Raw genomic sequence first — 22,218 nt, 5'->3', positions numbered from 1 at the left:
TAACATGCAGCCAGTAGGCGATATTCATATTGCAATATCGTTCTGCAACGTTATATCAATGCGGTTAGTTCGGAGTGATGATGTTAGAGAATTTAAGCGGAAGACTTCAAGGGGTTATTAAAAACCTGCGCGGTCAGGCGCGACTTACTGAAGATAATATCGCAGATGCGATGCGCGAAGTGCGCATGGCTTTACTTGAGGCTGACGTAGCCTTACCGGTGGTCAAGGGTTTCATCGCACAGGTAAAGGAGCGTGCACAAGGGCGTGAAGTCTTGCAGAGCCTGACGCCGGGCCAAGCCGTGATTCAGGTTGTGCACGAAGAGCTGACCAAGTTGATGGGCACCGAGAATGCTGGCATTAATCTGACGACTAATCCGCCAGCCATCATCCTGATGGCTGGTCTTCAGGGTTCTGGTAAGACAACGACATCCGCCAAGCTTGCGCGGCTACTTAAGACACAAAAGAAAAAAGTGTTGCTGGTGAGCGCTGATATCTATCGTCCAGCGGCTATCGAGCAGCTTAAGACCTTGGCGAAAAGCCTTGAGGTCGACTGTTTCGACTCCAATGCATCACAAAAGCCAGAAGACATCGCCCGCAATGCACTCGATCATGCGAAACGTCATTTCTATGATGTGATGATATTCGATACTGCTGGCCGACTTGGCATCGATGAGGCCATGATGGCTGAGATCAAGCATCTGCATGATCTGCTCAATCCGATTGAGACACTTTTTGTAGTAGATGCCATGCAAGGGCAGGATGCCATCAATACGGCGCGCGCTTTCGGCGAGACCTTGCCACTGACAGGCATCGTATTAACCAAGCTGGATGGTGACTCACGTGGTGGTGCAGCATTGTCTGTGCGCCATATCACTGGCAAACCGATCAAGTTCATCGGCGTAAGCGAAAAGGTGGATGGTCTCGAGCCATTTCACCCTGAACGCATGGCCTCTCGTGTGCTGGGCATGGGTGATGTGTTATCCCTGATCGAGCAAGCACAGAAAAGTGTCGATATCGATGAAGCCAAAAAACTTGCCGACAAAATCAAATCCGGTAAGAGCTTTGATCTTGAAGATTTTAAAGCCCAGATACAGCAGATGCGTAACATGGGTGGCGTGGGCGCATTAATGGACAAAATGCCTGCGCAAATGGCAGGTATGGCAGGCCAGATGAGCGGTGAGGCAGGCGATAAAGCCGTACGTCGTATGGAAGGTATCATCAACTCCATGACGCCATTAGAGCGCCGTAAACCAGACCTCATCAAGGCCACCCGCAAACGCCGTATCGCTATTGGTGCAGGCGTGCAGGTACAGGAAGTCAACCGCTTGCTTAACCAGTTCGAAGAAGTGCAAAAGATGATGAAGATGTTTTCAAAAGGCGGCATGAGCAAAATGATGCGCGCCATGCAAGGCAGATTCCCCGGCCTGCGCTAAACCCGCACCATTTCTGATTATTTATCTTCCCAGTCGACATTTTAGGTTGACGCAGAGGTGCCTTTTCGGGATAATTGCGCGCTTTCCGATGTACAACTAAATACATCACGGGCTGTTAGCTCAGCTGGTAGAGCAGCGGACTTTTAATCCGTTTGTCGTGGGTTCGATCCCCGCACAGCCCACCATAAAATCAAGGGGTTACGAGAAATTGTAGCCCCTTGTTCATTCAAACTGTCAACAAAGTGTCAACGCCGTAAAAAATCAATTCAGATTGCTAAGGGGATTAAGACGTCTTGCCTCCTGAAGATGATCAGGCGCCAGATGCGCATAACGCATCGTCATAGTCAGATTGCTATGACCGAGCAATCTTTGCAGTGCAAGGATGTTCCCGCCATTCATCATGAAGTGACTCGCAAAGGTATGACGCAATACATGCGTCATCTGCCCCTTAGGCAGCTCGATGCCAGCTCTATCCAACGCACCACTAAAAGCCATATACGCTGGCCGGAACAATCGGCCAAACAACTTACTGGTTTTTATCTGATCACTTAACGCATCGAACAATATCGGGTCGATAGGCACAGAACGATTCTTACCTGATTTCGTATTCGTAAAATGAATCTGGCCATCCCGCACTTGAGAAGGTCTAAGACTCTCAGCTTCACTCCATCGTGCACCTGTTGATAGACATACCCTGGCTATCAACAAAGCATCGATGTTCTTTGATGCTTCCAAAGCAGATAACAATATCCTGATCTCATCCTTAGAGAGATAACTCAACTCGATATCTCGTTCTTTGAACTGCCGCACATGCGATAAAGGATTCTCACCCTTCCACTGGCCCAATCGCTTAAGCTCATTGAACACACTTCTAAGATAAGCATGCTCACGATTCATCGTCGCAGTAGATACACCTGCTGCCACTCTCGCATTGCGGTACTCAGTAAATGCCTTCGTCTCGAACTTATCAGCGAATGGATCTCCCAGCATCTGGCACAAAGCGACTAATCGCGCATGCGTATCCATCCCTGATCTAAGACTCCGGCCATGATTCTCGAACCATATCTCCACCAGATCAGATAACTTCCGACTATCACGCTTAGCAGGAGTCCACTCAGGTGAGGTATTCACCTGAGTCTTTAACCAAGCCTCCCAAGCCATCGCCTCCGCTTTCGTAGCAAATGATTTACGGTATCGCTTGGTATACCTACCTGCCGGTTGGATATCTACGACCCAGCCCTTGTTTCCCTTGTTGATAGCCATATTGTTTTTAAAATGATGTGACCCGTCGATTTTAAAACCAGTCGCTATAAAAACAAAAGGGCCCATAAAGGCCCTTTGATCATAGTCGATAGCTAAAGCTTAATGCGTAAGGTTGTTCACCTCGCAAAGAGTTTCAAAATCCACGAGTGTATGTGCTATGGACTCGGCTTGATGCTTCGCGCTCTCGCATCTTGTTAATCGACCTTGCATCTCATATGTATGAGCTTTAAAAGCAGTGATCTGCTGATAGTCGGTCAAGTACTGGATGATATCGCTTTCTAAGGTAGTCATATATTGGTTCTCCTATTGAGACCCCAGCATAGTCCTGTAAGAAAAGCCTGTATGTAGTCCTATTGCTCTTTATTCCGTCCCAAAGGACTACACTCTGACAGTTAATTCACTTTCTTTTTCTTGAACCACTTATGCTTTGTTCTTAATATAAATGGCCGTTGTCGACCCATAGCGCTCATTAATCCCTAAGTTTTCATAAGGAAAATCATCGCGGCTATATAGGCGGACTTAAAATAATGGCTTAAATCACTTTGTATGAAGGGTGGTTTTTGGAAATGTCACAAAAATGCCCAGAAAAGGGCTCGGACCTCAACCTAAGCCAGTAGCAGTTTTCGATTTCTTGGCTTTGAAATCTTCCTCTAGAATTTCTTTTGGTGGTCCAATTCCACTAAGTGACATCCTCGCATTCTTATAGCCCATAGATGTAATAAAGTGATTCACATGGGTTACAGCTACAGGGAATAGTGAGTCTAATGCAGCAGTAGCAACATAATCATCCATTTGATCTGGAAGAATTTCTTTTTTAAGGCTAGGGATGTAAAAAATACCTGCAATAGTAATATCAATCATAAAAGCAAAGGGAAGATGCTCAATCCCCTCTTTCTTTGGACTCATATTTTTTGCTTTAACAACGACGTTTAGTTCACCATTAATCCCAAACCTATTTACACCCTTAGAGCTAGTTTGAGTAACAGGTGCAATATTCATACCAATTAAACTTTGGAGCGTACCCTTAGGTGCTTCATCGTTTGATACGTAGCGCTCCGCTTTAAATTTAATAATAGCTACATCTTGAAGAACAAGACGCAGTGGAGTTATTGAAGGGTTGCTTTTGCGGCTTCTGCTTTTTGATTCCACTGTTGCCCCTCCTCACTATAAGATTCAGAGAATCCAGCTTGCACAGAATAATGGTTAACATGTTGCACATGCTGATGCTGCACTATAGTTTGCGCCACATTACCTGCGCCACGGCAAACACGATCCCTTATAGCTTCCTTAACAAAATCATTAAGTGCGCAGCCAAGTTGGGTTGCAAGTAAAGTAGCTTCCTTATGAAGATCTTCACCAATTCGAATATTAAATGAGCCTTTATATGGCTTGTCAGCTGCTCTTCCTTCAGCCGCACAAAATTCAAGATAATCATCCACAGCAGCCTTGAACTCAGCTTCAACTTGAGCGGGTGTTTCGGCCTCATAAGTAATGAGATCGTTTATGTGAAGGATTTTTCCATGTATGGAATTATCCTCCAGACTAACTTCGACGGTACCTTGATAGCCTAGATAAGTCATCACGGTTGGTGTCATTACAATATTCCTCTTTCCTTGAACGTTATTACTATTTGTCGCAAAACATAACACTTAACGATTTTATTTGGATGTGGTTCGTGCAAGCTGATTATGTGTCCATCAGCATTAATAAATTTTCTGCGTGAACCACCTGTTTTTCCACCTGCTTTTGACTCATAGCCTAAGAGTTTCAAAAGGCCAACCATTTCATCCCACCTGTAATCAGTTGGGATTAATATTAATCGGTCTAGATGGGTTTTAGTTTTGGACATCGGATTATTAGTTAAAGTTTATATAATTGCAACTAATTATTAGTTGCTAATTCCAATATGTCGTAAAAGGTCAAAGTAGCCACGCGCATCAGTTCTGCATTTGCATTCTATACAAACTATTTCTTGAGTTCTCGTACATAACAATAACTCCCCTTATTTAAACCACCGCTTTAAAACGCTTCGAGCGATCAACTCGCCTTTTTCTGATTTTCCAATTCTCGCGCTACTGATTCCACTTCTGGATTGCGCTGCTTAACGTCGGTTTCATCTGTTAGCAGATAGGCTGCGTATTCTGGCCATTTTCCTGCAATTGCAGATAACACTTCTCCGCCTGGCTTGATTCGTTCCATTTCGTAACCAATCAAACTGTCTTTAGGGATTCCTGTTGTATCGCTAAATGCCTGCCGTCCCATACCGGCACTTTCGCGAATAAGTCTGATTTTTTTTCCTTGAGATATTGACATGTGTGTTTTTATTCGAGTACAGTTCCATTCAGTGTGTTTGTATAAAAGTATAGTTTTATAAGAACACTTACATTGACTTACTTTGAGGCACAGAGGCGCATATAAAAGGGATTATGGACACTCATATTGATTTAAGTCAAATGCCGTCATTACCCGTCATCTCGCGCCAGAAGTTCGCAGAGATGATAGGGATGAGTGAAGGCATCATCGAAGGCTGGATGAACAGGGGATATCTGCCGACATTACTCATCGGCAAACATCGCCTCATCAACCTCGCACTCCTCAACAAGCTAGCCCTTGAGCAGGAGTTCTTTCTTTGAAAAAACGCCCCTACCTCCACGCCGACGCCCATGTGCTCGCCCGAGCCAGACTCACCCCTGAAGACTTCGACTCAATAGATGCTTCGGTCCCCGATCATATCAACGCCATCAACGCCCACACCACAGCGCCGAGGAGCGCCCGCAGCGGAGCGAGGACGCACCGCAGTCGCTGTGCCCCCCTTAGTAACACGGGGGGAAAGATTGAACTGGTGTGTGACGACGGAAAGATAAAGCAGGTCATTCCCCGTAGTCATTATGATTCTGAACACTGCTTTGTGGACTGGGTCCAGTTCACCGTCCATGAGGATACCTTCCAGATACTGGAGGGTGGGGTAGTGGACCAAGAGATCATGATGGCCGCATCCCTCGCCTGTGAATCCATCTTCGGCTTCGGTATCACGTCCAAGCGTGACAAGGGCATGCACTTCTACCGTACCTCTTATAACCTAGGCGACAAGTACGGCTTCGTCTGTTACGGCGGCCAACGCAACACCGTCCACTTCGTCCTCAATGGTTCAGGCTGTGCCGCTGCAAGGAGAGGGTGGGAAAGAAGACTCTTTGACTTCCTAGAATCCTCCATGAATGCCGGTATCACCCGTATCGACCTCGCCCATGACGATATCAAGGGTGAACTCTATACCGTCGATGACCTAGATAAAGCCTATGACGATGGCAAGTTCAATAACGGTGGCCGTGACCCCAACATCGAACATCGCGGCAACTGGAAGAAACCCAATGGCAAAGGCCGCACCATCTACATCGGTAACCGTAACAACGGCCGTTACTTCCGTGGCTATGAGAAGGGCAAGCAGCTAGGGGACCCCAACTCCCCATGGGTACGCATGGAAGTCGAGTTCAAATCCGTCGACCGTATCGTGCCCTTCGACATATTGAAGCGTCCGCAGGACTACTACGCTGCCGCCTATCCGATACTCGCCACCTTCAGTCATGACCTGAAGCGTATCCACACGATACAAAAGACCACCCAGATCTCCTATGAGCGGACCAAACGCTGGCTCAAACGCCAGTGCGGTCCCGCACTCAACCTCATGCTCGATATCGAAGGCTCCCCCAAGGCCGTCCTCGATATGATCATCCGTGAAGGCAAGTTACCCAAAGGCGTCCTGCCACCTTCATTCAAGTACACCGGCCATCAGCTCCATCACGATAAGTTGGAACACATGCCGGTATCCCTCTCGTTCCTATCCTCTTAGGAGAACACCTTATGCAGATCATACAGACCCGAACCATCACAGGCTGGCGTAAACAGGAGATAGACCGTGTCTACGACATCGCAGCCGACATGGATGGCTATTACTTCAACGAACTATTAAGTGCCAGCCGTCAGAAGGACTATGCACGTGCCTTCTACTACAAACGCATGCAGTACGACGGCGACAAGATAAGAGAGCGGGTGAGGGCACAGATGAAGAGCGAGACCGGACGCAACAATCAGGTCACGGTCATGAATGCCATCTTAAGGTTCAACACCGGACGGGCTCCGCATCCGCAGGCCACCATATTGAGTGCCGAGACCTTCGACAAGGTACGGGCCAAGCTGGTCGAGATGGGGAAACTCACCCAAACCACTAACGCCATGACCGGTGCGGATTACATCCACTGGGTCACCCACACCTTACCCGAGTACGAGAAGGGCCAACCCAGATTCGGGGCTAAACATGGCTACAGGAAATAAGCATGATGATCACCTACCTCACCGCACTGATCCTATACCTCATGGCTATCGCGATAAGACGATAAAGAGAGAGTAGGGCATGCACAACCGGTTCACCCCTCCCACTGGTTCATCGCGGTGCAATGCCGCAGGCGCTCTATTCGAAGCTGACCAGACACACTCAAGTGCCTGATCAACTACGAATACACATCAGCCAGTGAAGAAGGCCCCAGTCAGGGGCCTTTTTTTATTTTTTAAGTATTAAAAGAAATATTTTATTAAACTACCACATTAGCATCGACTTCTAACAATCTAGGTAGACTGACTGTAACAATGGTTAGATTATCCTCATCTGATACGTCCAACGAAATGTGTCCATTTTGCGCTTCTGCTAGCAACCTTGCTGAATAAGTGCCCAAGCCAGTACCACCAGATTTACCTTGCGTCACAAACCTCTCAAAAAAACTATTACGAATTGCTATTGGGACAGCACCCTTATTCTGAATTTTAATTTGAACCGGATCCTCATCAACCAACGAGACAATGACACGTGTTTTTTCCGGTGCAGCTTCACATGCATTTTTAACTAAATTCTGAAACAAAGAATAACAAAACATTGAATCGCCTAGTATCTGAAGCGGTTTATCGCCAACAACCGTAATATCGGTATCTACAGATATGGTCAAATGCTTTTCATTATATGTTGTGCGTGAAACCTCAACGATACGTCGCAAAATATCACTAATTTTAACGGGCTGAGCATCAAGCTTAAATCGGCCAGTCTCAATTTTAAATAATTCTGAAGAAAGATTAATCATATTAAGCAATTGCAATGCTGTTTCTTCTACGAGCCTTAGCTGCTCAAATTGTTTACGACTCGTTGAGTCATCCTCCTCCATCGCTTGAATTAGTCCAATTACCCCCGCCAGCGGCCCCTTCAAATCATGCCGTGTAATATGCTCAACATCTTCTTTTAAGCGCGCCATTTCTAACATACCATCATAATCTGCTTGTAACTGTTTACGTAGCTCTACAAAGCGCATGAAGTTGCGTACACGCGGTATTAGTGCAGTAGGGTCAATAGGTTTTGTTACAAAATCTACAGCACCAAGTTCCATGCCCTTCAACTTGGCATCTTGGTCGGTCATTGCCGTCACAAAAATTACTGGGATATTCTCGGAGTTAGGGTGCTCTCGCATACGCTTAGCCACTTCAAAACCATCAATCCCAGGCATCATAATATCAAGCAGCACAATGTCTGGAGGGTTATTGGAAGTGCATATTTCCAGAGCCTTCTCTCCATTATGAGCGATACGCACTCGGTACTCATCTTTAAACAATTGCGATATAAGATGCAAATTGTCTGGAGTATCATCGACTACCAGAATCGTAGAGCGTACAGCTTCTTTGGATAAAGAAACGGGAGCATCAATAGCTGGTTCAATTCCATCAACTTTCCTAGGCCGCCAAGTCATTGCTCGTTCAATTCGGTCAAGCAAGGCTCCGGGAGTGTAAGGTTTAACCAAAAGACCGCTCACGCCATAAGATATAGCTTGCTCAACACGGGCACGCTCAGCTTCGGCTGTAATCATTAGAACGGGAAGTCGGCTCAACTTAGCATTCGCCCGCATAGCAATTAACAAATCAAGTCCTGTCATTACAGGCATATTCCAATCTGTTATGACTATATCAACTAGGTGATTTTGCAAAATACGCAAAGCCTCAGCACCATCTTTTGCTTGCAGAATATTTTTGGCGGCAGCCCCTAACGTTTCAAGCTGACTCCTTGTTACCTTGCGCATAGACTCAAAGTCATCAACAACTAAGATAATGGTGCTTTTTGTAATTGGCATAGAGTTACTTTCGTTAAATAATGCTATACAGGTTTATTGTCTCAGTCACAGATATATTCATATAGTCTACCAAATTAAAAGCCCCTCTCGGGGCTTAATCATCTGATCCACTGTCACATAAAATCCTCATCTCCTCTCATCTTCGATAGAGCAGATGAAAATCCTTTTTCCATCCACAGTCTGATTGAATACCTGTATCTCCTTTCTCTCCCAGATCACCTGACATTTGAATCCCAATGCCCTGATCTGCTTCAATGCATACTCCCTTCGCTTCTGATCATCACTGATCGCAGTGATACGGACGTTTGCCTGATTACAAACGTAATCGACCCTGCTGTAGTCTTTCCACTTCGTCTCATCGTTCACATTCCTGATCTTCAACATCTAATTTCTCCTATATGCGTTTAAGGTCTGCTGTATGGGAAGGCGAACCAGAAGGGTTCAGCCCTCGCCATACGGCATGGCCGACACACATAACAAAGTGGAAATAGGGTCAAGAGTGAAACCGCTGCAAGCGGGCGTATAAATAGCAAAGCGGCTTTATGCCGCCTCTTGATGCTATTTGTGCTTTGTGATTCTAGCGAACTACCGAAATGTATCTATGAAGTGATAAAGTCTCGTTAAAAACTAGGTCATAGCAAAAACCACTTAAAGGGGAATAATCATGAAGTATTTGCTTTTACTGATTTTGATAGCACCTACGATGCTATTCGCTGAAGAGCAATCAGCCAACAAACCTCAACCTACTGAAAACATACAGACTGATTATTTAGGAGCTAACTTATTAAGTGACATCTATACTTTTAAGAGAGTTAAAGAAACCGGAAAGGGGAGTCTTCAAGAAGCGATCGTATTTGGTAAGTTGCCAGCTTATATTAGGGCCCTCTCTGAATTCTCTGCCGTCATACAAGATGTGGGAGGTATGAATAATAAATACAATTTTTGTATTCCTCCCAAGACTCCGCTTGATGATTTAATTTCTGTTCTCAAAGATGGTCTTGAAATGAATCCTCACCAACACCAAAAACCTGCGATTTTCTTTGCTATAACTGCTTTTCATGAGGCATATCCTTGCCCTGAGCCAAAGAAAATCGATAAGTAATGATCTATAGCGCGTTGCGATTTTAGCGAATTACCGGAATGCTTCCACTCTAATAAGTCGTGCTGACATTCGATATATTTTTTGATATTCTTCTGAAAAATTCAGGAGGATTTATTGTGAAAGACGATAAAGACATTCAGAAAAAGCAAATCGTCACTGACGAGATTCATCGTCACATTATTGTTGTTTGTGGTTCTCTTTTATGTGTTATTTAGAATAATCGATACCTATTTCTTTGCGTTATTTCCTACTAACGACATAAACCCAATCGACCTCTTGAATTTAAAGAATTGAATCAAAAAGACGCCTAAAAAACTGTCAACCAAGTGTCAACGCAATAGTCGTTTTTAGTACTTCTTAGTGGTACTACCATCTCTAAGAGCCTTATCTGGCGCGGACAGTGATTTTTAGTAACGCAATGAGACCGACTTTTAATCCGTTTGTCGTGGGTTCGATCCCCGCACAGCCCACCAATAAAAACAGAGGCTTACGCATTATGCGTAGGCCTTTGTTTCATCTAAACGTGACTTGAACGTGACAAGACTGATCACTTTCCCTTCACGCCCAGACTCGATTCGTGAGGCCGCAGCGGTTAAATGCTCGGTTGCAAATTTCGCGTAACGATCCACCATTTGCCGTGACTTCCATCCGCCTAAATCTTTCAGTTCATCACAACTGGTTCCTGCCTGCCTGTGCCATGAAGCCCATGTGTGCCTAAGATCATGAAATCGTAAATCCGACAGCCCAACACGTTCCACTGCACCATACCAAGCATGATTGGTAATCGCCCGCTTAATCGGCTCACCTTTGTACGTGAAGCAATAACGAGTACTTTGACCCATTACAGATTCCAATACCTCAATGGCATCCGAGTTCAGGGGTACACCTCGCGGCGTTTTGTTCTTGGTCTTGTCTAGCCATGCTGTCCGCCGTTCCAGATCAACACGGTTCCATTCCAGACCAGTGATCTCACTCGCACGGCATCCGGTCGCCAAAGCAAATTTAATAAGCGCTGCCAAGTGAGGCGGACTTGCTGCAATGAGCTTGTCTGCTTCTTCTCTAGTCAGCCAGCGGTCGCGTTCTACTTCACCCGATAACAGTCTTATCTTGGGCATGCTATCAATCCACTGCCACTCATCGCGTGCCATCCGCATAATTGCCCTAGTCACCGCCAGATGACGGTTAATAGTTGCAATCGCATTGCCACGTTTCATTTCACCCTGAATGATGTTCCAGATAATGTCGCCATTGATCTGGTTTAGCATCTTGTCGCCTAGGTAGTTATCCAGACGTCGGCAGATGCCGTAATACCCTTTCACATCACGCAGTGTTGCCTTGACCGCAAGAAACCTGACGACTGCTTCCTGCCACGAGCGTTGCTGTTTAATCCCAAAGTGATGTTCACGGTAGGCATCCAGTTTTAACTTCGCTAGATACGCTTCCGCTTCGATCCGGTCTTCAGTCCCAGCACTCTCGCGTACTCGTTTGCCGTTCGGGAGGGTTGCATTGATCCACCAGTACCTAGAGTCAGGCCTTTTGTAGAGTCCTTCTTGATGTTGGGCCATAATGTTTCCTTTCCAGCCCGCCATCCCTCGCAGTGCTTATATTCATCTAGCCAGGCATCTAGGTCAACTACACCAGACTTTGCCATAAAAGACGTTAAAAGACCTTGCATGTGACCGAACAGGTATTCGTCAGAAGGTGTGCGCTGGTGGTTAAACTTTCTAAGCAGTACGCCTCCGTCCGTTTCCCAATCAATAGTGGACAGATAAGCCCATAACGGATGGATAGGCCAGCGTGATCTGGTCTTGTCGTCGGGATTAGGCTCGGTCAGCTTTAGCCATTCGGTCGTGGCATAGCTCCATAAGCCATTTAGGTTCTTTAAGACACTGTCCAGCGTACTCAATCGAAACTGGCTTAATATTTCACGCTTGAATTCAAACTCCAATCGCCATACATCGGACTCACCGTCCCAGCCTTGGGCTTTCCATAATTCAAATAAATAGGTCTTACCGCTTTTTTTGATCTCTTCGGTCTTGTTATAAAGCCTTGCAATCATATTGCCACCTGCACCAATGGCCCAGCCCGTGAATTTCTGATCCCGTGAATAGTTATCGATGGCACTGGCACGGGTCACCCAAGCTTCACGCGTCCAGCCATCCATACGGACAGATGACACAAAATCTACGTACAGATCAATACGGCTAGTGCTTTCGTCCGGTTCGACTTGGCCTAAATGAGTTGCTATAGAGCGTAGGGAGGCTTCTGCTTGCCGAGGTGAGGCATGGGCTAGGAAATAGCTGGAAACTCTGCCATAGAGCAGCGGAAGGAGTAATTTACGGGCTATCTGAAGCCGAAAGGACTTGTCCTCGAGGATGTAGGGGAAACGTCCCGCGCCTTTATCTTTAACTTCAAAGATATGGTCATTTATCTCGTATTGCGCGCGGGCTAGTTCTTGATCGTCTTGAGATTGGGCTAAGGCCTTTAAATCCTTAAGCTCGTTATCGACTGTGTTATGGATTGAGCCATGATAGGAGAGGTAAAGCGTATCAACACCCCACCTTAAAGGCTGAAAATAATCCCTGCAATCACTCGGGTTCTCAGTTCTATCTTCTACTTGATTGCTGTTATAGGATGCTCTGTTAGTAGGCGGCGCATCCGGTTCCATCCCACCGACTCCGTCCGCCGGCTGCGCCGTGCGGGCGGGGACGGATAGGCTGTCACCGTTTTTGTTGTCTACAGAAAGAGATTGATTGCCGGAATCTGGCTTAAGGTTGGTTTGCATAATATCCTCCAAGTGGGAGGACGACTGCCCTGTGTCGTCCAAAATTGAATGGGCGACACAGATACTATGCATTGAGAGAACTTAGAACACGGATGCCACCTTGACTAAGTTACGTCATTGACAAGGACATAATTTCCGTATTTAGGCATGATGCCGGATTGGTTTTTCTTAAATTCGCTGAGAAGTTTATTGAAATTGTCTATGTCAGCAAAATCTTTATCTGGCGGTGGGCCGTAGATGCCTAAGCGTTGACAGATGCCTAGCAATTCTTCTTTGTAATTTTCAAACTGATCTAAAACATTCATTTCATCCAGGTATGCAAATACAAGCCATAACTGATGATGCTTAATTCGGCTTTGAAGAATAGGTTTGTTTCGATAGGTATTAATTCGCCGCTGGAAATTGAAATCCAATTCTGTAGCTGCCCTCAGGTTTCGTTCATTGAAATAAGGAATGAATTCTAAAACTGTCTTATCAATTTGTATGGCTTGTAAGAAAGATTCATCATTGCCTTTAATAGCTTCATTTACGAGTTGATAGATGGGTTTCTTATATGCAACGTAAGAAAAATGATTAAAAAGTGTTACAAGCGAAAAGTGGATGGCGAATTGAGCTCGCTTATATAAATCTGCTTTTTCATCCTCACTTAAGGCTGCAATTTCTTCTTCGGTCAAAGGATCAGTATCTGAATCTGCTTCTTCAACAATCTCACTAATATGCTGATCAACCCATTCTTGATGTTCAACCGATGACATGGATTCAAATGCTTTACCTAGCGCATTGATTTCGTCAGGTTGCATGTAGGTAAGTAATTTGGCTTTAAATGAGTCGTCTGGAACAAGGTAGTGTTTAGCCCAGCCACTTGTTTTGTAGTGGATAAGCAGTTTTCGTAATCGTAGAGAAATTCCATCCCCAGGCTTTGTCTCACGCAACATAGATAGCACACCGGAAGCTTCTCTAAGAAACAAATTTAATGATTTTTCGATAGCAGAAAGTTTGATAGATATAGAGGTCATGTTGACTGCAGATGCTTAGGTTCTTGGTTAAAACTAATTAGGAACTTGAAAGGAAATCCCTTACAAAGCTAATAGAAATTGCTTTTTTGAATTATTTGTAACATATTGTTTATATAAATAATAAAAATCATAAAGAGGGGACGTATGTTTCTTAGCATCGCAGAAAATTTCAGTTTTTATCTTCCCGTATATCTTCCTTTTATTTTTGCGCTCTTAAGTATCATTGCGGGAATAGCTTCAAGCAAGATCAACTTAACTTTTAATGATCTTTTAAAAGTACATGGTGACATGACTTTGGGGTTGTTTAGTTTTGTCACTTGGGCAATTGTCACTTACATGCAGACTGGCGTAGTTGCTTTAAACTCTAATTATTTCATTGAGTTTTCGCATATCTTGTTTCTCTTATTAATAAATTTTGCCTTACTTTTGTTTAGCATCATAGCTATTAGACATTCGTGGAAAACTGGAAAAATTAATGAATTCATAAAGTGGCAGCCTGAAGCTCTAGAACGTTTTGTAAATTTTTTAGTGTTAATGGTTTCAATTTTTTGTGCTTTTTTACCTTTGATGCTAATAAAACCAGTTATTAAGCCTGCAGCACCTGAGAATGGATTTACTGTAATTGTTCCGTATCAAGACTATTCATTGATTAATCATGTCGGTTCGACTAGATGGGGATCGAGGATGCTATGTGACATCGAACAAATTAACGCAATTGATGAAGTCACGGCTGTACGCGAAGTCCTAGAAAGATTTAAGAAAAGCCCCAGCAATCAAATTGCAATTCCTCTTTCTAAGAAAAAAACTGATTCTGCCGAGGCTGGCTCTATTAGTATTTACGATAATCAAATCATTGTAAAAAAAGCCAAAGCAATTACCAATTGAGTGAAGTTGGAGTTGATTTATAAGATTTCTAAGATATTACATAGGTCCAAATTAGATGGTTAAAAAAGCTTCAAATAAAGTTTTGCAGAAAGCAAATAAGGAAAAAAATGACGAGTTTTATACACAATTATCAGATATCGAAAAAGAGTTAAGGCATTACAGAGCTAACTTCAAAGATAAGGTTGTTTTTTGTAATTGCGATGATCCGAGAGTTAGTAATTTCTTTCACTATTTCTCCTATAACTTTGAAAGCTTGGGGTTGAGAAAACTTATTGCGACTTGCTACAAAAATCAGAATATGGACTTATTTACTCAGAACACATCTGAAAAAGCCATTTATCTAGAATACACGGGTGATAAAAATGGAGACAAAATACCAAATCCCGAGGAAATCGGGATTATTCATTTAAAGGGTGATGGAGACTTTAGGAGTGCTGAATGTATTGAACTATTGAAAAGTGCGGATATTGTTGTAACCAATCCCCCGTTTTCATTGTTCCGAGAATATGTAGCACAGCTGATTGAATATGATAAAAAGTTTCTTATTGTTGGGAATCAGAACTCAATTACCTACAAAGAAATTTTTAAACTAATAAAAGATAACAGGCTTTGGCTTGGGTACGGATTTACCCGAAATATGGCGCATTTTGTAAATAAACATTACGTTGACTATGCTTCAGATGCAGATCACAAGGATGGGATGATCAGGGTTTCAGGTGTAGCTTGGTTTACAAATATAGAAACCAAGAAACGTCACGAGGACCTAATTTTATTCAAAAAATATCAAGGTAATGAGAGTGAATATCCAAAATATGACAATTTTGATGCTATTAATGTAGATAAAACTAAAGATATCCCAATGGATTATGAGGGCCCTATGGGTGTACCTATTACATTTATTGAAAAATATAATCCTGACCAATTTGAAATTCTTGGGAATCTTGGATCATACGCTCCTGATGGCTATTCCTTAAGCTCAGCCATCTATATTGGTGGAAGAAAAATATTTAAACGAATTCTCATTAGAAATAAAAAATATGATCATTGAGCTCAAAGAAATTTTAATCAGAGATATCGCGAATGGATATTCTAATGATGATGAGGAAGGCGTCATTGGTTACGGTGGATTACTCAATATCAGACCTAAATATCAACGTGAATTTGTTTATAAAGATAAGCAGCGAGATGCTGTTATAGAAACCATCAAGAAGAACTTCCCTTTGAATGTCATGTATTGGGTTAAAAATGAGGATGGATCTTTTGAGGTTCTGGATGGCCAGCAAAGGACTATAAGCATATGTGAATACGTGATTGGTAATTATTCTATTGACGCAATGTATTTTCACAATCTAACCGAGGTTGAAAAAAATAAGCTGCTTGACTACAAATTGATGATTTATTTTTGTGAGGGCAACGATAAAGAAAAGCTTGATTGGTTCAAAACTATAAACATTGCAGGTGAGAAGTTATATGAACAAGAGTTGCGGAATGCCATTTACACCGGCACGTGGTTGTCAGATGCTAAGAAATATTTTAGTAAATCTTCTTGTCCCGCTTACCACATAGCAAGTCAATATATGGTTGGTTCGCCAATAAGGCAAGACTATTTAGAAACTGCTATTGACTGGTTAAGCCATCAAAATATTGAAGAATATATGGCAATTCATCAACATGACGCGAATGCAAATGAGCTTTGGCTTTATTTTACAAGTGTCATTAATTGGACGAAGGTTGTATTTCCGAACTATCGGAAAGAAATGAAGGGGATAGCACTAGGGCTTCTATATAACAATTTTAAAGATCAAAATTTTGATTCTAAAAAGTTGGAAAGCGAGATTACTGAATTAATGATGGATGAGGATGTAACTAAAAAATCCGGGATTTATGAGTATGTACTAACTAGAAAAGAAAAATATCTTAGTATAAGGGGTTTTACAGATAAAAATAAAAGGGAAGCCTACGAAAGGCAAAAGGGGATTTGCACGAAATGCAAAGTATTTTTTGAAATAGACGAAATGGAAGCAGATCATTTAACTCCATGGCATGAAGGAGGAAAAAGTATTTCTGCAAACTGTCAGATGTTATGTAAGCATGATAATAGACTCAAATCAGGCATTTAAATTTAGTTTGATCTTATAAAATCAATAACAAGGGGATGTGAATGAGATCGATATTCATTGGGCATTTTAGACCAACCAACGATGAGTTTAATATTCTCTGGAATGAGGCAATTTTCGCAATAGATGCCAACGTCCTCTTAAACCTTTACAGGTACTCCATTAATACTCGGCAGGAACTCGAAAAAGCTCTGACTTCAGTTAAAGAAAAAGCCTTTATTACTCACCAAGCTGCTAGAGAATTCTTAAAAAATAGATCTACTGTCACTGCTGGACAAGCTTCTGAATACACTAAAGCTATAAAAACTATAAATGATTTACTTGCAAACTTATCAAGTAATGACAGGCATCCCTTTTTACCTGATTCAGACTTACCAGCTTTCGCTAAATACTCTCAAGATTTGGTTAAAACCCTTGAGAATCAGCAGCACACTCTATTGCAAAAACTTACGGATGATGAAGTTTTGGATTTTGCTGAAACTCTATTTGAAGGGAAAACCGGGGGACCTTTTAGCAATACCAAGCTTGATGAAATTGCGAAGCTGGGTGATATCAGATATCAAAATGAAGTCCCTCCAGGATATAAAGATGGAAAAAAAGATGGTGTAGATGACCCTTATAGAAAATATGGCGATTTAATTTTATGGTTACAGATCATTGAGCAAGCAAAATCTCTCGGAAAGCCTGTTATTTTTATAACTGATGATAAAAAAGAAGATTGGTGGACTGAGCAATCAGGAAGGACTATAGGTCCTAGACCTGAATTGATAGAAGAATTTCATAAAGAGACTAAACAAAAGTTTTGGATGTATACAGTTGATAAGTTTATTCAAGAGTCAGCTCGAATATCTAAATCGGAAGTAAGTGATGATGTAATTGCTGAAATCATTCAAGTAAGTTTACATACAAAAATAGACACTTTTGACAAAAGTCATATAGAAGTTTCACAGGAAGTATTAGATTCTGAAAAAGATGAGCAAACAGGATTTCTAAACGTTCATTTAACTGGTCCTATGAAGTATGCAACGGGAACAGGGAAATTTCTTCCAGCTTTTGCATCTATCCCTAAATTTAGTATAGATCTTATAAACTCTCCCTATTCAGATAATTCAGTAATTGGAGTTAGTTCAGGATGTGGTACTCCAATGAATTTCAATGTACATATGAAATCCAAACATGGCTTGCTTGAGGAAGGCGATTATTTATTCATGTACACAGCTGTTCTTAAAAATGCGGAACTAGGGTAGATAGTTTATAGAGGTCATAAAATCCAGGTCCGGTTGCCTATGTGACAGTAATATTAAGTTCTGGGCGATCATGTGCGAGTGATGGCGAGTGTTAATTTTAGTAATCAGACTATTGGGATAACTTTTAATCCGTTCTTCGTGGGTTCGATTCCCGAACAGCCGCCATAAAATCAAGGGGTTACGAGAAATCGTAGCCCCTTGTTCATTTTTAGTAGTCCTATAGTAGACTAAAGCAAACTTTAGGATTTCTTTATACCACTCAGATAACCTTTTCTGATTTTATTTCTTTAGATGATTCCAGATCGTCTCACTTTTTTAGCTTAGCCTAATCAATGTATCAATTTTTATGAGTGGATATGTTCGTAGATAAATTTCTGTACGTCATATTCATTGGTAAACACATGGTCTATGGTTTCAAGTTTCTCTTGCGATCGTAGTTTTAGAATTACACCTTCTTTTTCAGCTTTGTATTCATAGCGGCCTATCTCAGTATTATCTTTAATAATGGCGTTGTAATGTTCTTTATTGGTGAATGCTAGTCTCATGATGGCTCCAATCCAATTACTTTGAAAATTCAAGATTACTAAAATCTAAGGCTGTTTTTTTCGTAGTTCATATTCGCGTGCTTTCTCATCTTCTTTCCTTTTTTGTCTAAGCTTCTCTAGATAGTCATAAGCCTTGGCCGTGAGCACCCAGCCTTCGAACATATCCGAATGAAGAAGCTTTTTACTTACCAACTCCTCAAGAATCGACTGAGATACATCGGCTTCTACATAATGATTAAATTGAGCTTCATTGATATCATTTAGCGCAGCAAGTTGTAGTTCCGTAAGATTTAATCCTGACATTTAACTACAACCTTAAGATGAATCAGTACGTTCAGAATAAAGCGAAGAGAGATGAATATTCATCCGATTTTGTCCGATTGGCGTGTAGGAATTAAACCGACTTAATATTGATTGAATTGCTTTTAGAGTTCGACGAATCTGAAGTGAATGTAGCTAAAATCCTAGAGAAGAATGCTGGGGCATGTAAGGGTAATCCTACGGTTAAATAGGCCAAACGTTGATAGTGAGTCAATCAGTAGAGATATAGAATTGATTCACTGCCATGAGTTAAATCTCAATCTCCAAAAGCTGGCACATACTGGCGGCTGCAGGAGCTGCCAGTATTTCTTTTATCCGCACATAAAATCAAGGTAACTTCCTATGGATTTATCTACCGATACCTTAATAATCAATCTAAATAAACTTAAACTACAGATTCAGGCTACGGGGCTCGAGCCTTTGAATGTAGACGAGGAACAACTAGTGAAAAATCGCTTTGAGATGAATACATCAATTGAAGAGGTGATTGAGGAGTTAAGAAAAAACAGGGAGGCATCCGCATCAGTAAACGATGGTCTTACTGAGTAGTTAAGATTTACGAGAATCCGGGTGACCAGATATTAAGGTAACCCGGATTTTTCATTTTCGATGCCTAGTTATACTTTTTTACCGCCAGGCCCCGCAAAGAACCAGATAATCAAGCCGACGACTGGGAAGAGCAGAACGGCTAATATCCATAGTATTTTTTCTACGCCCGATGCTGAGCTTTGGATGATTTTAATAATGGCAAAAATATCTAAAGCCAGAATTAATAAGTAAATTATACGATCCATTTTATTTTTCCTTATGTTTGTACGTAGTCATCTTAGTGGATTATCTACATTTTGATTAGAGTAAAAATCTGATTTCTATGTAGGATAACTGCTACATATCATGCATATCTTGTCTTGTCTTGTCTTGTTTTCCTACACTAAGTTCGGTGGCATGCCTACATGATGATCGAACCCAGTATAGATAAACTGGCATCATCATAGTTATATTTAGAAAAATCATGATGTTTGATTTACTGGGTTTATTCAATTTTAGTAGTCCGCCATTAGAAATATTTTTTCGTGGGTCTGTTATCTACTGGTTTCTTTTTCTGATATTTCGGTTCATATTAAGGCGTGATGTCGGCAGTATGGGCATCGGCGATTTTCTCTTCGTGGTGATCGTCGCGGATGCTTCGCAGAATGCTATGAGTGGTGATGCTAAAAATGTGGCCGATGGGATGTTGTTGGTGGGCACCTTAGTATTCTGGAATTTTCTATTGGATTACTTGAGTTACCGTTTTCCATTGGTTCGCCAATTTGCCGAGGCTTCTATTATCCCGCTCGTTAAAAATGGACGGCTTCAGTGGCGTAATCTTAGGCGTGAATTTATTACCAAAGACGACTTGTTAAGCAAACTCCGCGAAGAGGGAATGGATGACTTCTCACAGGTAAAAGAGATGCTGCTGGAATCTGACGGCTCAATCAGTGTAGTACGAAAAAACGGATAATGATAAACAGGGGAAATAATACCAATGGAAAAGACTAAATCGATTGGTCGTCGTAGTCCGAAGAATAACCGATTGCTTGCCAAGCTTAATGAGTCGCTTTATGCAAAGCTTTTGCCGGAGCTGGAGATCGTATCACTGCCTAGAGATTGCGATATCTATCATCATACGAAAAAAATCGACTTCATTTATTTCCCTATTAGCAGCATTATCGCGATGGTGCGGGTGTTAGAGAATGGGGCCTCGCCGGAGGTGGCGGCGATTGGTAACGATGGGCTAGTTGGGGCTAATTTGTTTATGGGCTCCACCGACATACTGACCAATAAGGTGATCGTGCAGAGCGCAGGGTTCGCCTATCGCGTAAAAGCTACTACTGCACAAAAGCTATTTGATGCAGAAGCTGACTTCAGAGAATTAGTGCTTCAATATATCCACTCGTTATTTGTCCAGTCTTCACAACTCGCGGTGTGCAATCGCTTTCATAACATAGACCAGCAGGTCTGTCGTTTTTTACTCACGAGTTTGGATAGGTGGAGTACAAATCGTATTAGTTTGACACATCAGCGTATTGCAGACCTGCTTGGCGTAAGGCGCGCTGGTGTTTCAGAAGTATCAGCCAGCTTGGCTAGGGCGGGTTATATAAAATACCATCGCGGATGTGTGACTGTACTGAATAGAGAGGCGCTTGAAAGTCGGGTGTGTGAATGTTATCAGGTCATAAAAACGGAGCTTGATGCATTGCTTAAATAGCTGAATGGACTCAATCTGTACGGTAGCGGACAGATTTATCCGATGTGGGTATGCAATTATCTTGGATAAGACCGTCATCAGTCTTTTGGTGATGATAAAAACTCTAAGAAATGGTATATCAACGTGGCTGTTGTATCGAATCATATTGCTGGCTCTATTGTTATCATATTAACGACAGATGGGGTGGATATTGACTCCGTCGTCGCTGTGCGGCTTGCCTTGAAAGATATAGTTGCCAAAGTTGGAGTCGCTGCCCCTAATCCTGATGAAATCACAAGCTCTCAGGGGCTGCCTATCATGGTAGATTATCCCTTGCCGCTTAATGAGGCATTTGAATTTGATGCAGTTTTTGTCCCACAAAGTTTAGGTATTGATGCCCTTTGCAGTGATTCGCAAGCGCTCGAGTTTATACAGAATGCGTATGAAGCCCAGAAGGTTATTGCTTGCTCCGGTAATGGGTTTGAACTGATTCAAACTGCGGCATCATTAAATGAATCGCCTGATCGTGAACTAATGCTGAAGAGCGTCATTAGTTACTCAAATATTGGCAATGATTTTTTTCAGCTATTAGTCGATGCTCTTAAGGCTCGGCACTAGCTTTAATTGCCATACATCCGCGTATTTACCCTGTCTGATTTCATCTGATCTATTGAAGCGCTTTATACCGGGCACCCTTATATTTATGAACTAATATATTACTTGGCGCTCGGACATTAAGTGATTAAAGTCATTAATCAATCGCTTAATCGAGGAGAGTTTCAATGGTAAATGAACAGTATCAACGCTGTATTGATGCCTGTAAAAAGGCGATTCTGGCATCAGAGGTTTGCGCAGATGCTTGCCGTAGTGAAGGACACTCTCCCATGATGCAGCGCTGCGTCTCGCTTGATACAGATTGTGCCGAGTTCTGTAGGATGGCGGTTAGGTTTATGCAGCGAGAAAGCGAATTTGTTGACCTGATCTGCGAAGACTGTGCAGAGATTTGCCGCGAATGCGCTGATGAATGTATCAAACACCCCGCAGATCATTGTCAGGAATGTGCCAAAGCATGTTATGCATGTATGGACGAATGTCTACGCATGGTCTCACACTAAA

At 42.4% G+C, this 22,218-nt stretch carries 27 protein-coding genes and 1 tRNA gene; 15 read left to right on the top strand and 13 right to left on the bottom strand.

Translation table 11 applies throughout. The features are described from left to right. Window positions 1-80: 80 nt before the first annotated feature. Both ffh and A7981_RS08575 read left to right on the top strand, forming a co-directional pair. Window positions 81-1,433 (top strand): signal recognition particle protein, encoded by a 1,353-nt coding sequence (gene ffh / locus A7981_RS08580; RefSeq protein ID WP_067267092.1) that lies wholly within the window; start codon window positions 81-83, stop codon window positions 1,431-1,433. A gap of 109 nt (window positions 1,434-1,542) precedes the next feature. Beyond that, window positions 1,543-1,618: transfer RNA gene (locus tag A7981_RS08575), tRNA-Lys, on the top strand. A 76-nt stretch (window positions 1,619-1,694) separates the two neighbouring features. On the opposite strand, the gene A7981_RS12290 is transcribed toward A7981_RS08575, so the two are convergent. The 5 genes from A7981_RS12290 to A7981_RS08545 all read right to left on the bottom strand — a co-directional run bounded on the left by A7981_RS12290 (window position 1,695) and on the right by A7981_RS08545 (window position 5,009). Then, entirely contained in the window at window positions 1,695-2,696 is a 1,002-nt protein-coding gene (locus A7981_RS12290) for a tyrosine-type recombinase/integrase (RefSeq protein ID WP_067267855.1), read from the bottom strand. Between the two features lie 600 nt (window positions 2,697-3,296). Further along, a complete protein-coding gene (locus A7981_RS08560) occupies window positions 3,297-3,845 on the bottom strand; it encodes a hypothetical protein (RefSeq protein WP_131800955.1) in 549 nt (182 codons plus the stop codon). Then, window positions 3,803-4,291, bottom strand: coding sequence for a type II toxin-antitoxin system HicB family antitoxin (locus A7981_RS08555; RefSeq protein ID WP_067267084.1), 489 nt, complete (start codon window positions 4,289-4,291; stop codon window positions 3,803-3,805). Before A7981_RS08555 ends, A7981_RS08560 begins: the two co-directional genes overlap by 43 nt. After that, the gene (locus A7981_RS12405) at window positions 4,291-4,479 is read right to left on the bottom strand and encodes a type II toxin-antitoxin system HicA family toxin (protein ID WP_371440358.1); all 189 of its coding nucleotides are present in this window, start codon (window positions 4,477-4,479) and stop codon (window positions 4,291-4,293) included. Before A7981_RS12405 ends, A7981_RS08555 begins: the two co-directional genes overlap by 1 nt. Before the next feature lie 254 nt (window positions 4,480-4,733). After that, complete coding sequence (locus A7981_RS08545) at window positions 4,734-5,009, bottom strand: helix-turn-helix transcriptional regulator (RefSeq protein WP_082889283.1); 276 nt, start codon at window positions 5,007-5,009, stop codon at window positions 4,734-4,736. A 113-nt stretch (window positions 5,010-5,122) separates the two neighbouring features. Here A7981_RS08545 and A7981_RS08540 point away from each other — a divergent pair, with 113 nt between their 5' ends. From A7981_RS08540 to A7981_RS08530, 3 genes are read left to right on the top strand one after another with little or no spacing between them, the layout of a single operon-like run. Further along, window positions 5,123-5,329 (top strand): hypothetical protein, encoded by a 207-nt coding sequence (locus tag A7981_RS08540; protein WP_067267077.1) that lies wholly within the window; start codon window positions 5,123-5,125, stop codon window positions 5,327-5,329. Beyond that, window positions 5,326-6,543: a replication initiation factor domain-containing protein gene (locus A7981_RS08535; RefSeq protein WP_067267074.1), complete on the top strand. Its 1,218-nt coding sequence runs from the start codon at window positions 5,326-5,328 to the stop codon at window positions 6,541-6,543. The genes A7981_RS08540 and A7981_RS08535 overlap by 4 nt, the downstream gene beginning before the upstream one ends. A gap of 11 nt (window positions 6,544-6,554) precedes the next feature. Further along, a complete protein-coding gene (locus A7981_RS08530) occupies window positions 6,555-7,025 on the top strand; it encodes a hypothetical protein (RefSeq protein WP_067267072.1) in 471 nt (156 codons plus the stop codon). 257 nt (window positions 7,026-7,282) lie between these two features. Here A7981_RS08530 and A7981_RS08525 read toward each other — a convergent pair whose 3' ends face one another. Both A7981_RS08525 and A7981_RS08520 read right to left on the bottom strand, forming a co-directional pair. Next, complete coding sequence (locus A7981_RS08525; protein WP_082889282.1) at window positions 7,283-8,857, bottom strand: hybrid sensor histidine kinase/response regulator; 1,575 nt, start codon at window positions 8,855-8,857, stop codon at window positions 7,283-7,285. Between the two features lie 126 nt (window positions 8,858-8,983). Further along, window positions 8,984-9,241 (bottom strand): hypothetical protein, encoded by a 258-nt coding sequence (locus tag A7981_RS08520; protein WP_067267068.1) that lies wholly within the window; start codon window positions 9,239-9,241, stop codon window positions 8,984-8,986. Window positions 9,242-9,521: 280 nt separating this feature from the next. Here A7981_RS08520 and A7981_RS08515 point away from each other — a divergent pair, with 280 nt between their 5' ends. Continuing rightward, a complete protein-coding gene (locus A7981_RS08515) occupies window positions 9,522-9,959 on the top strand; it encodes a Rap1a/Tai family immunity protein (RefSeq protein ID WP_067267066.1) in 438 nt (145 codons plus the stop codon). A 494-nt stretch (window positions 9,960-10,453) separates the two neighbouring features. Here A7981_RS08515 and A7981_RS08510 read toward each other — a convergent pair whose 3' ends face one another. The 3 genes from A7981_RS08510 to A7981_RS08505 form a co-directional block, all read right to left on the bottom strand. Next, window positions 10,454-11,470, bottom strand: coding sequence for a site-specific integrase (locus tag A7981_RS08510; protein WP_254258557.1), 1,017 nt, complete (start codon window positions 11,468-11,470; stop codon window positions 10,454-10,456). Beyond that, a complete protein-coding gene (locus A7981_RS12285; protein WP_254258542.1) occupies window positions 11,389-12,627 on the bottom strand; it encodes a replication initiation factor in 1,239 nt (412 codons plus the stop codon). Before A7981_RS12285 ends, A7981_RS08510 begins: the two co-directional genes overlap by 82 nt. Window positions 12,628-12,848: 221 nt before the next feature. Continuing rightward, window positions 12,849-13,760, bottom strand: a complete 912-nt coding sequence (locus tag A7981_RS08505; protein WP_067267060.1) for a hypothetical protein — start codon at window positions 13,758-13,760, stop codon at window positions 12,849-12,851. Window positions 13,761-13,904: 144 nt separating this feature from the next. Here A7981_RS08505 and A7981_RS08500 point away from each other — a divergent pair, with 144 nt between their 5' ends. The 4 genes from A7981_RS08500 to A7981_RS08485 are packed head-to-tail and all read left to right on the top strand — an operon-like array spanning window position 13,905 to window position 18,009. Continuing rightward, window positions 13,905-14,645, top strand: coding sequence for a hypothetical protein (locus A7981_RS08500; protein ID WP_067267059.1), 741 nt, complete (start codon window positions 13,905-13,907; stop codon window positions 14,643-14,645). A 55-nt stretch (window positions 14,646-14,700) separates the two neighbouring features. Continuing rightward, window positions 14,701-15,693, top strand: a complete 993-nt coding sequence (locus A7981_RS08495; RefSeq protein WP_067267056.1) for an adenine-specific methyltransferase EcoRI family protein — start codon at window positions 14,701-14,703, stop codon at window positions 15,691-15,693. Continuing rightward, the gene (locus A7981_RS08490; protein ID WP_067267054.1) at window positions 15,683-16,765 is read left to right on the top strand and encodes a DUF262 domain-containing protein; all 1,083 of its coding nucleotides are present in this window, start codon (window positions 15,683-15,685) and stop codon (window positions 16,763-16,765) included. Before A7981_RS08495 ends, A7981_RS08490 begins: the two co-directional genes overlap by 11 nt. Before the next feature lie 41 nt (window positions 16,766-16,806). Then, window positions 16,807-18,009 (top strand): PIN-like domain-containing protein, encoded by a 1,203-nt coding sequence (locus tag A7981_RS08485; protein ID WP_067267051.1) that lies wholly within the window; start codon window positions 16,807-16,809, stop codon window positions 18,007-18,009. Window positions 18,010-18,353: 344 nt separating this feature from the next. On the opposite strand, the gene A7981_RS08480 is transcribed toward A7981_RS08485, so the two are convergent. Then, the gene (locus A7981_RS08480) at window positions 18,354-18,554 is read right to left on the bottom strand and encodes a hypothetical protein (RefSeq protein ID WP_067267048.1); all 201 of its coding nucleotides are present in this window, start codon (window positions 18,552-18,554) and stop codon (window positions 18,354-18,356) included. Between the two features lie 45 nt (window positions 18,555-18,599). Then, window positions 18,600-18,857: a hypothetical protein gene (locus A7981_RS08475; protein WP_067267046.1), complete on the bottom strand. Its 258-nt coding sequence runs from the start codon at window positions 18,855-18,857 to the stop codon at window positions 18,600-18,602. Window positions 18,858-19,217: 360 nt separating this feature from the next. Between A7981_RS08475 and A7981_RS08470 the strand changes: the two genes are divergently transcribed. Then, on the top strand, window positions 19,218-19,424 hold the full coding sequence (locus tag A7981_RS08470; RefSeq protein ID WP_067267044.1) for a hypothetical protein: 207 nt from the start codon (window positions 19,218-19,220) through the stop codon (window positions 19,422-19,424). A gap of 68 nt (window positions 19,425-19,492) precedes the next feature. Here the strand turns inward: A7981_RS08470 and A7981_RS11830 are convergent, their stop codons facing one another. Continuing rightward, window positions 19,493-19,669, bottom strand: coding sequence for a PLDc N-terminal domain-containing protein (locus A7981_RS11830; protein ID WP_082889281.1), 177 nt, complete (start codon window positions 19,667-19,669; stop codon window positions 19,493-19,495). 218 nt (window positions 19,670-19,887) lie between these two features. On the opposite strand from A7981_RS11830, the gene A7981_RS08465 reads away from it, so the two are divergent. The 4 genes from A7981_RS08465 to A7981_RS11825 all read left to right on the top strand — a co-directional run bounded on the left by A7981_RS08465 (window position 19,888) and on the right by A7981_RS11825 (window position 22,217). Then, entirely contained in the window at window positions 19,888-20,376 is a 489-nt protein-coding gene (locus tag A7981_RS08465; protein WP_067267041.1) for a DUF421 domain-containing protein, read from the top strand. 24 nt (window positions 20,377-20,400) lie between these two features. Then, window positions 20,401-21,123, top strand: a complete 723-nt coding sequence (locus tag A7981_RS08460) for a Crp/Fnr family transcriptional regulator (RefSeq protein ID WP_067267038.1) — start codon at window positions 20,401-20,403, stop codon at window positions 21,121-21,123. Window positions 21,124-21,246: 123 nt separating this feature from the next. After that, window positions 21,247-21,720 (top strand): hypothetical protein, encoded by a 474-nt coding sequence (locus A7981_RS08455; protein ID WP_067267036.1) that lies wholly within the window; start codon window positions 21,247-21,249, stop codon window positions 21,718-21,720. Between the two features lie 164 nt (window positions 21,721-21,884). Then, the gene (locus A7981_RS11825) at window positions 21,885-22,217 is read left to right on the top strand and encodes a four-helix bundle copper-binding protein (RefSeq protein ID WP_082889280.1); all 333 of its coding nucleotides are present in this window, start codon (window positions 21,885-21,887) and stop codon (window positions 22,215-22,217) included. Window position 22,218: the final 1 nt, after the last annotated feature.

Origin of the sequence: Methylovorus sp. MM2 (genome assembly GCF_001648895.1) — a bacterium.
Classification (GTDB): domain Bacteria; phylum Pseudomonadota; class Gammaproteobacteria; order Burkholderiales; family Methylophilaceae; genus MM1.
The sequence above is the reverse complement of the archived record's forward strand: the minus strand, read 5'-3'. Positions and strand labels throughout refer to the sequence as shown.

Coding starts and splice junctions, on each gene's coding strand:
- ffh (WP_067267092.1), top strand. CDS start 81: ATGTTAGAGAATTTAAGCGGAAGACTTCAAGGGGTTATTAAAAACCTG.
- A7981_RS08555 (WP_067267084.1), bottom strand. CDS start 4,291: ATGACACCAACCGTGATGACTTATCTAGGCTATCAAGGTACCGTCGAA.
- A7981_RS08525 (WP_082889282.1), bottom strand. CDS start 8,857: ATGCCAATTACAAAAAGCACCATTATCTTAGTTGTTGATGACTTTGAG.
- A7981_RS11825 (WP_082889280.1), top strand. CDS start 21,885: ATGGTAAATGAACAGTATCAACGCTGTATTGATGCCTGTAAAAAGGCG.
- A7981_RS08545 (WP_082889283.1), bottom strand. CDS start 5,009: ATGTCAATATCTCAAGGAAAAAAAATCAGACTTATTCGCGAAAGTGCC.
- A7981_RS08475 (WP_067267046.1), bottom strand. CDS start 18,857: ATGTCAGGATTAAATCTTACGGAACTACAACTTGCTGCGCTAAATGAT.
- A7981_RS08505 (WP_067267060.1), bottom strand. CDS start 13,760: ATGACCTCTATATCTATCAAACTTTCTGCTATCGAAAAATCATTAAAT.
- A7981_RS08515 (WP_067267066.1), top strand. CDS start 9,522: ATGAAGTATTTGCTTTTACTGATTTTGATAGCACCTACGATGCTATTC.
- A7981_RS12405 (WP_371440358.1), bottom strand. CDS start 4,479: ATGGTTGGCCTTTTGAAACTCTTAGGCTATGAGTCAAAAGCAGGTGGA.
- A7981_RS08490 (WP_067267054.1), top strand. CDS start 15,683: ATGATCATTGAGCTCAAAGAAATTTTAATCAGAGATATCGCGAATGGA.
- A7981_RS08480 (WP_067267048.1), bottom strand. CDS start 18,554: ATGAGACTAGCATTCACCAATAAAGAACATTACAACGCCATTATTAAA.
- A7981_RS08470 (WP_067267044.1), top strand. CDS start 19,218: ATGGATTTATCTACCGATACCTTAATAATCAATCTAAATAAACTTAAA.
- A7981_RS08520 (WP_067267068.1), bottom strand. CDS start 9,241: ATGTTGAAGATCAGGAATGTGAACGATGAGACGAAGTGGAAAGACTAC.
- A7981_RS12290 (WP_067267855.1), bottom strand. CDS start 2,696: ATGGCTATCAACAAGGGAAACAAGGGCTGGGTCGTAGATATCCAACCG.
- A7981_RS08540 (WP_067267077.1), top strand. CDS start 5,123: ATGGACACTCATATTGATTTAAGTCAAATGCCGTCATTACCCGTCATC.
- A7981_RS08500 (WP_067267059.1), top strand. CDS start 13,905: ATGTTTCTTAGCATCGCAGAAAATTTCAGTTTTTATCTTCCCGTATAT.
- A7981_RS08530 (WP_067267072.1), top strand. CDS start 6,555: ATGCAGATCATACAGACCCGAACCATCACAGGCTGGCGTAAACAGGAG.
- A7981_RS08485 (WP_067267051.1), top strand. CDS start 16,807: ATGAGATCGATATTCATTGGGCATTTTAGACCAACCAACGATGAGTTT.
- A7981_RS12285 (WP_254258542.1), bottom strand. CDS start 12,627: ATGGAACCGGATGCGCCGCCTACTAACAGAGCATCCTATAACAGCAAT.
- A7981_RS08465 (WP_067267041.1), top strand. CDS start 19,888: ATGATGTTTGATTTACTGGGTTTATTCAATTTTAGTAGTCCGCCATTA.
- A7981_RS11830 (WP_082889281.1), bottom strand. CDS start 19,669: ATGGATCGTATAATTTACTTATTAATTCTGGCTTTAGATATTTTTGCC.
- A7981_RS08495 (WP_067267056.1), top strand. CDS start 14,701: ATGGTTAAAAAAGCTTCAAATAAAGTTTTGCAGAAAGCAAATAAGGAA.
- A7981_RS08460 (WP_067267038.1), top strand. CDS start 20,401: ATGGAAAAGACTAAATCGATTGGTCGTCGTAGTCCGAAGAATAACCGA.